The sequence below is a fragment of the Stenotrophomonas sp. SrG genome (assembly GCF_050031795.1).
Taxonomy (GTDB): domain Bacteria; phylum Pseudomonadota; class Gammaproteobacteria; order Xanthomonadales; family Xanthomonadaceae; genus Stenotrophomonas; species Stenotrophomonas rhizophila_A.
This window is the reverse complement of record NZ_JBNBBE010001435.1, coordinates 1-234: the sequence shown is the minus strand read 5'-3', so window position 1 is coordinate 234 and position 234 is coordinate 1. Positions and strand designations below refer to the sequence as shown.

Here is a 234-nt window from a genome sequence, read left to right as displayed (position 1 = left end):
GTCCGACACCAGCCCGGACAACTCGTTGGAGGCGTAGCCGCCCGCGCCGGTCAAGGCGAGGATGGGGACGTACAGCGCCCGCGCCACGCCGAGGTTGGCGTTCGCGGCACGCAGCTGGTGTTCGGCCAGGCGCACGGCGGGGCGCGCTACCAGCAGCGCCGAAGGCAACCCGGGGTCGAGCCGGGTGAGCTGCGCGTCGGGCTCCAACGGCAGCCCGGGCGGCAGTGCCGGCGG

Annotated in this window: 1 protein-coding gene; it reads right to left on the bottom strand. The window is 75.6% G+C overall.

Annotation, left to right across the window (positions count from 1 at the left end; all coding sequences use genetic code 11):
* A partial coding sequence (locus tag ACQG3P_RS24140; RefSeq protein ID WP_426806461.1) for a TolC family protein occupies window positions 1-234 on the bottom strand: 234 nt, incomplete at both ends.